Here is a 270-nt window from a genome sequence, read left to right as displayed (position 1 = left end):
TTGAAGAAGTACCAGTAAAAGACGAAGCTAATCGTTTATATGTATTAGAACCAGAATTAACAACAGATAACTGGACTTATATGTCTGAATTAGATGAATTACGTAAGCAGAAAAAAGAAAAGAAAGATGCGCGTGTTAAAAAATTAAAAGAAAAGAAAAAAGCTGAAAATGATCAACAAAAGGACAGTGAACCTCAATCGGCAGTTGGTGACTTAAATAACTTTAGTCACCAGGAAAATGGGGATTCTACAAAAAATGGTGACTTAAATA

1 pseudogene is annotated in these 270 nt (G+C 31.9%); it reads left to right on the top strand.

Annotation, left to right across the window (positions count from 1 at the left end):
* Positions 1 to 270, top strand: a pseudogene (locus tag MR079_RS28720) (replication initiator protein A); the annotation flags it as partial.

It is taken from the genome of Bacillus cereus group sp. BfR-BA-01381 (genome assembly GCF_022663555.1).
Lineage (GTDB): Bacteria > Bacillota > Bacilli > Bacillales > Bacillaceae_G > Bacillus_A > Bacillus_A pacificus.
This window is presented reverse-complemented; position numbering and strand designations above follow the sequence as displayed.